Annotated in this window: 8 protein-coding genes; 3 read left to right on the top strand and 5 right to left on the bottom strand. The window is 73.5% G+C overall.

Annotated features, from left to right (window positions below):
- Positions 1 to 19: 19 nt before the first annotated feature.
- Genes ACFWVE_RS05125 through ACFWVE_RS05135 form a run of 3 tightly spaced genes read right to left on the bottom strand, consistent with a single transcriptional unit; the run spans position 20 to position 3,692 of the window.
- The gene (locus tag ACFWVE_RS05125) at positions 20 to 811 is read right to left on the bottom strand and encodes a 3-oxoacyl-ACP reductase (RefSeq protein WP_384008335.1); all 792 of its coding nucleotides are present in this window, start codon (positions 809 to 811) and stop codon (positions 20 to 22) included.
- Positions 808 to 2,310, bottom strand: a complete 1,503-nt coding sequence (locus tag ACFWVE_RS05130) for an aldehyde dehydrogenase family protein (protein ID WP_384008337.1) — start codon at positions 2,308 to 2,310, stop codon at positions 808 to 810. Before ACFWVE_RS05130 ends, ACFWVE_RS05125 begins: the two co-directional genes overlap by 4 nt.
- 8 nt (positions 2,311 to 2,318) lie before the next feature.
- Complete coding sequence (locus tag ACFWVE_RS05135) at positions 2,319 to 3,692, bottom strand: glutamine synthetase family protein (protein ID WP_384008339.1); 1,374 nt, start codon at positions 3,690 to 3,692, stop codon at positions 2,319 to 2,321.
- A gap of 95 nt (positions 3,693 to 3,787) precedes the next feature.
- Here ACFWVE_RS05135 and ACFWVE_RS05140 point away from each other — a divergent pair, with 95 nt between their 5' ends.
- From ACFWVE_RS05140 to ACFWVE_RS05150, 3 genes are all read left to right on the top strand, one after another.
- Entirely contained in the window at positions 3,788 to 4,522 is a 735-nt protein-coding gene (locus ACFWVE_RS05140) for a FadR/GntR family transcriptional regulator (RefSeq protein ID WP_384008341.1), read from the top strand.
- A 382-nt stretch (positions 4,523 to 4,904) separates the two neighbouring features.
- Positions 4,905 to 6,314: an ethanolamine permease gene (eat, locus tag ACFWVE_RS05145; RefSeq protein ID WP_384008364.1), complete on the top strand. Its 1,410-nt coding sequence runs from the start codon at positions 4,905 to 4,907 to the stop codon at positions 6,312 to 6,314.
- Positions 6,315 to 6,346: 32 nt separating this feature from the next.
- Positions 6,347 to 7,036, top strand: coding sequence for a gamma-glutamyl-gamma-aminobutyrate hydrolase family protein (locus ACFWVE_RS05150; protein WP_384008342.1), 690 nt, complete (start codon positions 6,347 to 6,349; stop codon positions 7,034 to 7,036).
- A gap of 66 nt (positions 7,037 to 7,102) precedes the next feature.
- On the opposite strand, the gene ACFWVE_RS05155 is transcribed toward ACFWVE_RS05150, so the two are convergent.
- Complete coding sequence (locus ACFWVE_RS05155) at positions 7,103 to 8,038, bottom strand: LysR family transcriptional regulator (protein ID WP_384008344.1); 936 nt, start codon at positions 8,036 to 8,038, stop codon at positions 7,103 to 7,105.
- Between the two features lie 236 nt (positions 8,039 to 8,274).
- On the bottom strand, positions 8,275 to 8,844 hold the full coding sequence (locus ACFWVE_RS05160; RefSeq protein WP_384008346.1) for a helix-turn-helix domain-containing protein: 570 nt from the start codon (positions 8,842 to 8,844) through the stop codon (positions 8,275 to 8,277).
- Positions 8,845 to 9,365: the final 521 nt, after the last annotated feature.

Below are 9,365 nucleotides of genomic sequence, written 5' to 3' on the forward strand. Positions count from 1 at the left end.
CTGTGGCGGATGACAGGGCCTAGAGCGGTGTGACGTACGCCCCCGAGATGCCGCCGTCGACGAGGAAGTCGGTGGCGTTGACGAAGGAGGAGTCGTCGCTGGCCAGGAAGGCGACGGCGGCGGCGATCTCCTCGGCCTCGGCGAACCGGCCGAGCGGGATGTGCACGAGCCGGCGGGCGGCGCGCTCCGGGTCCTTGGCGAACAGTTCCCGCAGCAGCGGGGTGTTGACCGGGCCGGGGCACAGCGCGTTGACGCGGATGCCCTCGCGGGCGAACTGCACCCCGAGTTCGCGGGACATGGCGAGGACGCCGCCCTTGGACGCGGTATAGGAGATCTGGCTGGTCGCCGCGCCCATCCGGGCCACGAAGGACGCGGTGTTGATGATGGAGCCCTTGCCCTGGCGGCGCATGTAGGGGATCGCGGCCTTGCAGCACAGGTAGACGGAGGTGAGGTTGACCTCCTGGACGCGCTTCCAGGCGTCGAGTCCGGTCTCCAGGATGGAGTCGTCGTCGGGCGGGGAGATGCCGGCGTTGTTGAAGGCGATGTCGACGCTGCCGTAGGTGTCGTGGGCGGCCGCGAAGAGGGCCTCGACCTGCTCGGGGTCGGTGACGTCGACGTGCACGAAGATGCCGCCGGTCTCCTCGGCGGTCGCCCTGCCGCGTACCTCGTCCACGTCGCCGCAGACGACACGGGCGCCCTCGGAGGCGAGCCGGCGGGCAGTGGCCAGGCCGATGCCGCTGCCCGCTCCGGTGACGACGGCGGTGCGGCCGGCCAGGCGGCGGCAGATGATGTCCTCGGTCGCTTCGCTCACTGTGCGGGGCCCTCCGTGCCTTCGGTGCTCTCGGTGCTTGCCGTACTTGCCGCACTTGCCGTACTTGCCGTACTCGCCGTGCTCGCCGTGCTTGCCGTGCCTCCGGTGCTGATGAAGACGTTCTTGGTCTCGGTGAAGGCGACCAGGGCGTCGGGGCCGAGTTCACGGCCGAGGCCGGACTGCTTGAACCCTCCGAAAGGCGTCGAGTAGCGGACGCTGGAGTGGGAGTTGACGGACAGGTTCCCGGCGCGGACGGCCCTCGAGACCCGCAGGGCGCGGCCGACGTCCCGGGTCCAGAGCGAGCCGGACAGGCCGTAGTCGGTGGCGTTGGCCAGGCGGATCGCGTCGGCCTCGTCCTCGAAGGGCAGCACGACGGCGACGGGCCCGAAGACCTCCTCGACGGCCACGCGCGCGTGCGGGTCGACGCCGGTGAGGACGGTGGGCGGGAACCAGAAGCCCGGACCGCCCTCGGGGGCCTTGCCGCGGATCTTGTCGGTGTCGTCGGGGACGTAGGAGCGGACGCGGTCCAGCTGGGTCCGGGAGATCAGCGGACCCATGTCGGTCCGCTCGTCGGCCGGGTCGCCGACGACGACGGACTCGATCGCGGGGGCGAGAAGGCCGAGGAAGCGGTCGTAGGCCGAGCGCTGGACGAGGATGCGGGTGCGGGCGCAGCAGTCCTGGCCGGCGTTGTCCAGGAAGGACATGGGGGCGGCGGCCGCGGCGGCTTCGAGATCGGCGTCGGCGAAGACGATGTTGGGGCTCTTGCCGCCGAGTTCGAGGGTGACCGGCTTGAGCAGTGCCGCGCCCTTGGCCGCCACCCGCCTGCCCACGGCCGTCGAGCCGGTGAACACGATCTTGGCGACGCCGGGGTGCTCGACGAGCGCGTCACCGGCGACCGGACCGTGCCCGGGCAGCGCCTGGAACAGCCCTTCGGGCAGGCCTGCCTCCAGGGCGAGCCGGGCCAGGCGCAGCGCGGTGAGCGGGGTCGTCTCGGCGGGTTTGAGGAGGACCGCGTTGCCTGCCGCGAGGGCCGGTACCGCGCCCCAGGCCGCGATCGGCATCGGGAAGTTCCAGGGCGCGATGACGCCGACGACGCCGAGCGGTTCGAGGAACGTGACGTCCAGTCCGCCGGCGACCGGGATCTGCCGGCCGGTGAGCCGCTCCACTCCCCCGGCTGCGTAGTCGAGCAGGTCCCGGACGTTTCCGGCCTCCCAGCGGGCGTTGCCGAGGGTGTGTCCCGCCTCCCGGACCTCGAGGCGGGCCAGTTCCTCCAGGTGCTCGTCGACGATGGCGGCGAAGCGGCGCAGCAGCCGGGCTCGGTCGCCGGGGCCGAGGGCGGCCCAGGCCGTCTGCGCCCGCGCGGCCGCTGCGACGGCGGCGTCGACGTCGGCCGCGGAGGCGGCGGGGACGGTGGCGACGGTCTCTTCGGTGGCGGGGTTCTGTACGTGCAGCTCGGCGGGCAGCGGCACGGCGTCGGGCAGTGCGTGGGGCAGCGGCAACGGGGGCCTCACATGCGTTCGAAGGAGCGGCGCAGCTCCCAGTCGGTGACCGCGGCGTCGTAGGCGTCCACCTCGACGCGCGCCATGTTGCGGTAGTGCGCGACGACCTCGTCGCCGAAGGCGGCCTTCGCGATGGCGCTGTTCTCCCACAGTTCGGCGGCTTCCCGCAGGGTCGTCGGGACGTGCTCGAAGCCGGCGGCGTAGGCGTTGCCCCGGCAGGGCTCGGGCAGTTCGAGACCGTGCTCGACGCCGTACAGCCCGGCCGCGACCATGCCCGCCACGGCGAGGTGCGGGTTGACGTCACCGCCGGGCAGCCGGTTCTCGAAGCGCAGGGAGCGGCCGCGGCCGACGACGCGCAGGGCACAGGTGCGGTTGTCGTACCCCCAGGCGACGGCGGTCGGCGCGAACGAGCCCGGCTGGAACCGCTTGTAGGAGTTGATGTGCGGGGCGTAGAGCAGGGAGAACTCGCGGAGCGCGACGAGCTGTCCGGCGAGGAAGTGCCGCATGACGTCCGACATGGACTCGGGATTCCGGGTGGAACCCGGCATGGCGCTGGCGGTGCCGTCGAGGTCGGCGAGGGAGAGGTGGATGTGGCAGGAGTTGCCCTCGCGTTCGTTGTACTTGGCCATGAAGGTGATCGACACGCCCTCCTGGGCGGCGATCTCCTTGGCGCCGGTCTTGTAGACGGCGTGCTGGTCGCAGGTGACCAGGGCCTCGTCGTAACGGAAGGCGATTTCGTGCTGGCCGGGGTTGCACTCGCCCTTGGCGGACTCGACGGTGAGGCCGGCGGCGGTCATCTCGTTGCGGATGCGGCGCAGCAGGGGCTCGATCCGGCCGGTGCCGAGCACCGAGTAGTCGACGTTGTACTGGTTGGCCGGAGTGAGGCCGCGGTAGCCGGCGTCCCAGGCCTGCTCGTAGGTGTCCCGGAAGACGATGAACTCCAGCTCGGTGCCGACCTGGGCGGTGTACCCGAGTGCGGCCAGGCGCTCCAGCTGGCGGCGCAGTATCTGGCGGGGGGCGGCGACCACGGGGGAGCCGTCGGCCCAGGCCAGGTCGGCGACGACCAGGGCGGTGCCCTCGTTCCACGGCACGCGGCGGAGCGTGTCGAGGTCGGGGAACATGGCGAAGTCGCCGTAGCCGTGCTCCCAGGAGGACATGGCGTAGCCGTCGACGGTGTTCATGTCGGCGTCGACGGCCAGCAGGTAGTTGCAGCCCTCGGTGCCGTGCCGGAGCACCTCGTCGAGGAAGAAGCGCGCGGCGAACCGCTTGCCCTGGAGCCGCCCCTGCATGTCGGGGAAGGCCAGGACGACCGTGTCGATCTCACCGCCCGCGACGAGTGCGTGCAGCTCCTCTGCACCGAGCGGGGGCGTGGGGTCTGCCACGGGAGAGCCTCCTCGGGCTTCTTCGGGCTTCTTCGGTCGGCCGGGAGTCATAAGGTATTGCGGAGAACCATTGCTTGGGAAGGGGGCACGGCCGCATGCCGGAGGAAGGGGACGGCGCGCCCGGTGACGCTCTCGCACCGGTGCTGCGGCCGGTGCGCGCGGGCAACGGCTTCGAGGAGGCGCTGGAGCAGATCCTGCAGGTGGTGCGGCTGGGCCTGGTGCCGGGCGGGGAGCGGCTGCCGGCCGAGCGGGTGCTGGCGGAGCGGCTGGGGGTCAGCCGGGTGACGCTGCGCGAGGTGCTGAGGGTGCTCCAGGACCAGGGCCTCGTGGAGTCCCGGCGCGGCAGGTACGGCGGCACGTTCGTGCTGCCCCGGCCGACGGACGCCGACGGGGCCGGGCTGCGGCGGCGGATCGCCGAGGTCGACATCGAGGACGTCCTGCGGTTCCGGGAGGTGCTGGAGGTGGGCGCGGCGGGTCTGTGCGCCGCCCACGGCCTGTCGGACGCGCGGGCGGCGCGGCTCCGCGGGGCGCTGACGGGCACGCGGGACGCCCCGCCGGCCGGGTACCGCCGCCTGGACACCCTGTTCCACCTCACGCTGGCGGAGCTGTCCGGCTCCCCGACGCTGACCGCGCAGTACGCGGCCGTACGGGCGACGCTGAACGACCTGCTGGACCGCATCCCCCTGCTGGTGCGCAATCTGGAGCACTCGCAGCGCCAGCACACCACGCTGGTCGAGGCGGTGCTGGACGGGGACGCGGACGGGGCACGGGAGATCGCGCGCGAGCACTGCGCGGGAACGGCGGCACTGCTGCGGGGTTTCCTGGCGTGACACCCGGGTGACGGGGCAGTGATACCGGCGGCCCGGGCCCGGGGCGCGCCACCCGGGTCGGCGCGGGGCTTCGGTGCAGGTGCGCCGGGCGCGGCGGGTCCGGGCGGGCTTCGGTACGGGACCTGGACGCGAGGAATCGGTGCGGGACTTCGTACACGGGTCCGGTGCGGGGGTCTTGCGTCCCGCCGTCCGCGCCGGGAAGGTATGGGCCCACAAAGGTCTGGAACTGCTCCATTGCCCGCTTCCTCGCCACCGCCCCCTGGGGAGTCACCCCGTGAGCCTTCCGCCACCACCGTCCTCTCCCTCTCCCCCGCCGTCTCCGTCGCCGTCGTCCTCCTCCGCCTCACCGCCGGCCGGGGGCGCGGACCACGGCACCGGCGGTGTGCCGGACGACTATCTGGACCGCAGGAAGCTGCGCCGCGGCAGCGCCGGCTGGCTGCTGCTGACCGGTCTCGGGGTCGCGTACGTCGTGTCCGGCGACTACTCGGGCTGGAACTTCGGCCTGGCCGAAGGCGGCTTCGGCGGCCTGGCGATCGCCATGGTGCTGATGGGCGCCATGTACATCTGCATGGTCTTCGCGCTCGCCGAGCTGTCCTCGATCCTGCCCACCGCCGGCGGTGGCTACGGTTTCGCCCGCCGGGCACTCGGCCCCTGGGGCGGGTTCCTCACCGGCACCGCCATCCTGATCGAGTACGTCCTCGCGCCCGCCGCCATCTCCATCTTCATCGGTGACTACGTCGAGTCGCTGGGCCTGTTCGGCCTCGAGTCCGGCTGGCCGGTCCACCTCGCCTGCTTCGTGATCTTCATCGGCATCCACCTGTGGGGCGTCGGCGAGGCGCTGCGGTTCAGCTTCGTCGTCACCGGGATCGCGGTGGCCGCCCTGATCGTCTTCGCACTGGGCGCGCTGCCCTCGTTCGACGCGTCCTCGCTCGACGACATCCCGGTGGACGCGTCGGCCTTCGGCGCGAACTCCTGGTTGCCGATGGGTCTGCTCGGCATCTGGGCGGCGTTCCCGTTCGGCATGTGGTTCTTCCTGGGCGTCGAGGGCGTACCGCTCGCCGCCGAGGAAACCAGGAACCCCGCCAGGACGCTGCCGAAGGCGATCCGCTGGTCCATGGGCATCCTCGTGGTCCTGGCGGTGGTCACCTTCCTCGCCGCGGCCGGGGCGCGCGGCTCGGCCGCCGTGCAGGACGCGGGCAACCCGCTGGTGGAGGCGCTCCAGCCGGACGGCGAGGCGACCGTGCTCAGCCGGATCGTGAACTACGCCGGGCTCGCCGGCCTGGTGGCGTCGTTCTTCTCGCTGATCTACGCCGGGTCCCGCCAGTTGTTCGCGCTGTCCCGTGCGGGCTATCTGCCGAAGTTCCTGTCCCTCACCAGCCGCCGCAAGGCGCCGTACCTCGGGCTGCTGGTGCCCGGCGCGATCGGCTTCGCGCTGGCCGCCGGCACGGGCAACGGAGCGCGCATGCTGAACGTCGCCGTCTTCGGCGCGACCATCTCGTACGCGCTGATGTCCCTGTCGCACATCGTGCTGCGCCGCCGCGAACCGGAGCTGCCGCGGCCGTACCGTACGCCGGGCGGGGTGCTGACCTCGTCGGTCGCGCTGGTGCTCGCCTGTGCGGCGCTGGTGGCGACCTTCCTGGTGGATGTGACGGCGGCGTTCATCGCGCTGGCGGTGTACATCGTGGCCGTGGCGTACTTCGGCCTGTACAGCCGCAGGCATCTGGTGGCGAAGGCGCCGGAGGAGGAGTTCGCGGCGCTGGCGGCGGCCGAGGCGGAGTTGTCCCGGGACTGACCGGACCGGCAGCGGAGACGGAGGAGCGGAGCATGACGGCCAGGCCGCTGATCGGCATCAGCGCGTACGAGGAGTCCGGGGTCCGGTGGGGCGCGTGGCAGATGGACGCCGCGCTGCTGCCCATCGGGTATCCGCGGCTCGTGCAGCGGGCGGGCGGGCTGGCCGCGATGCTCCCGCCGGACGCGCCCGGGCGGGCCGCGGCGACGGTGGCCCGGCTCGACGGGCTGGTCGTCGCGGGCGGTCCCGACGTGGAGCCGGCCCGCTACGGCGCCGAGCCCGACCCGCGCACCGGGCCGCCCGACCGCGCCCGGGACACCTGGGAGCTCGCCCTGATCCGGGCGGCGCTGGACCGCAGCGTTCCGCTGCTCGGGATCTGCCGGGGCCTGCAGTTGCTGAACGTCGCCCTGGGCGGCACCCTCGTCCAGCACCTCGACGGCCACCGGGGGGTGCCGGGGGTCTTCGGCCGGCACCCGGTCGAGCCGGTGCCGGGCACGCGGTACGCCGACGCCGTCCCGGAGGAGACGTCCGTACCGACCTTCCACCACCAGGCGGTGGACCGCCTCGGCGAGGGCCTGATCCCGTCGGCGTACGCGGCGGACGGGACCGTGGAGGCGGTCGAACTCCCGACGGGCGCGTGGGTCCTGGGCGTGCAGTGGCATCCGGAGATGGACGAGGACCTGCGGGTCGTACGCCGTCTGGTCCAGGCGGCCGCCCCACCGTGACCCACGGTGCCACCCCACCGTGAGTGACCCGCCCGCACCGCACCCGGCGCGCCGGGCGCCAGGTCCTCAGCCTCGGGTCAGGGTCAGCAGGTCGCGGGCCGGGCCCGTGGGGCGGTGGCCGGTGGGCCAGACCGCGCGCAGGTCGCGGGCCAGGGCGATGCCGTCCACGGGGACACGGATGAGGCGGCGCATCGCCAGCTCCTCCCCCACGGCCAGTTCGCTGAGGACGGCCGGGCCCGCGCCGCTCACCGCGGCGGCCTTCACCGCGGTCGTGGAGGACAGTTCGATCAGCGGGCGGGCCAGGCCGCCCAGTGCGGTGTCCAGGACCTGCCGGGTGCCGGAGCCCTCCTCGCGCAGGATGAGCGGGGTGCTCGCCAGCTCCTCGGCGGCGAGCGGGCGACGGCGGCGGGCCCAGGCATGGGACGGCGCCGTCACCACGATCAGCCGGTCGTGGGCGATCACCACGGAGTCCAGGCCCGTCGGCACGGTCAGCCCCTCCACGAAGCCCATGTCCGCCTCACCCTCGAGCAGCCGCTCCGCGACCGTCGCGGAGTTCCCGGCCAGCAGGGACACCGCCGTGTCCGGCCGCTGCGCGCGCAGCGCGAGCAGCCAGCCCGGCAGCAGGTACTCGGCGATCGTCATGCTCGCCGCCACCCGCAGCCGTGAGTCCCGGCGGTCCCGCAGTGCCTGCGCGCCGGCGTCGAAGGCCTCCGCGGCCTCCACGACCCGCCGTGCCCAGTCGGTGACGAGCGCTCCGGCGTCGGTCAGGCGCGATCCGCGCGGTGAGCGGTCCACCAGCGCCACGCCGAGCTGCCGCTCCATGGACCGGACCCGGCTGCTGGCCGCGGGCTGGGTGATGCCCAGCTCGCGCGCCGCGCCGCCCAGGCTCCCGACCCGCGCCACCGCCAGCAGCAGTTCCAGCGCCCCGAGGTCCGGCACCCGGTGGGCCAGGGTCCCCGTGGTCACAGGCCGCTGTCCCGCGTGGCCGTCCGTCGTACTCATCACGCCAGCCTATGTCGCGCGGTGCTGCCGGCGGCCTGCCGCTCGCAGTTCCCGGGGCAGCACCGCCGCCGCCCCGGCCGGCGACGCCCCGTACCGGGTGGGGTGCCGGCCGCCGGGGCAGGGCGCGGGGCAGCCGGGGCAGGGGTATACGGGCCGTCGGCGGCGGTGAGACGGTACGGCTCGTCGGGCGGCGCGACGCGGTCCGGGGCCGCCGAGGGGGACGATCCGCACGGAACTCACCGGTGGGGCTTGTCCCGGACCGCCTCGATGTGCTCGGCGACGGCGACGACGATCAGCCGGGTCTCCGCGACCGTGGCCCGCCACCGGTGCCGGACGCCTCCGGTGAGGTACAGGGTGTCGCCGCGGCCGAGGCGGTAGGCGCGGCCTTCCGCCTCGATCTCCACGGCGCCGTCCGCCACGTACATCAACTGGTCGTTGCGGAACTGGAATTCGCGCCCGGCGTCGTGGTCGCCGGTGAACTCGGAGGCGTGCATCTGGTGATGGCCCCGCACCAGGGACCGGACACGGGGGCCCGGCAACTGCTCGGTGCCCTCCGCGCGGACGACGTCGACACTGCATGCCGGGTCGGCGGCGGCGAGGAGTTCCACGGCGGTGGTGCGCAGGGCGTCGGCGACCTTCTCCAGGGAACTCCGGCTGGGGCGCGCGCGCTCGTTCTCGATCTGGCTCAGGAACGGGACCGACAGGCCGCTGCGCTGGGCCACGACGGCAAGCGTGAGATCGAGCGCACGGCGACGCCGCCGCACGGCCGCGCCCACGCGCAGTGGCTGTTCTTTGTGGTCACCCATCGCTTCGGCTCCCTCCTTCGCCCGTCGTCCCGTGCCTGTGCCCGCATCCGCGCCCCGTGGTCCCGGCGCACTTCGCCTGTGGAGTTGTCTGCACCCTACGCATGTTCGGCACACCGTTTCAGGCGCCTGTCACGTCGTCGTCCTGTGCGATCGCGCACAACCCCACAGTTCACGCCAGCCGATGCGCGGGCCCTCCGGTCGGATGCGCGCAGGACGCAGGGTGTTTCCGCCATTGTCCCCCGAAGAGGGGCGGGAGGTCACGGCGAAGGCCCGGAGGTCCGGGAAGGGCATGGCGCTGCGTGATTGGCCGGATTCCCACCGTGTTCCCGTTCGGTTGTGCGTCCGTTGTGGCGCTGCGCCCGTTGTGGAGCGCGCGCCCCGTCCGGTCGGTGCGTACATGCCCCGAGGGGCGGGGGCGGGCCCCCCGGGTGGGTGGGGGGGGGGGCCGGCCCGGCGGGCACGAGGGGGGGCGCGTGGAACCCCGGGGACCGGGGGTTGACCGCGGGGTCTACCGCGGGCAA

Origin of the sequence: Streptomyces sp. NPDC058632 (assembly GCF_042717095.1) — a bacterium.
Lineage (GTDB): Bacteria > Actinomycetota > Actinomycetes > Streptomycetales > Streptomycetaceae > Streptomyces.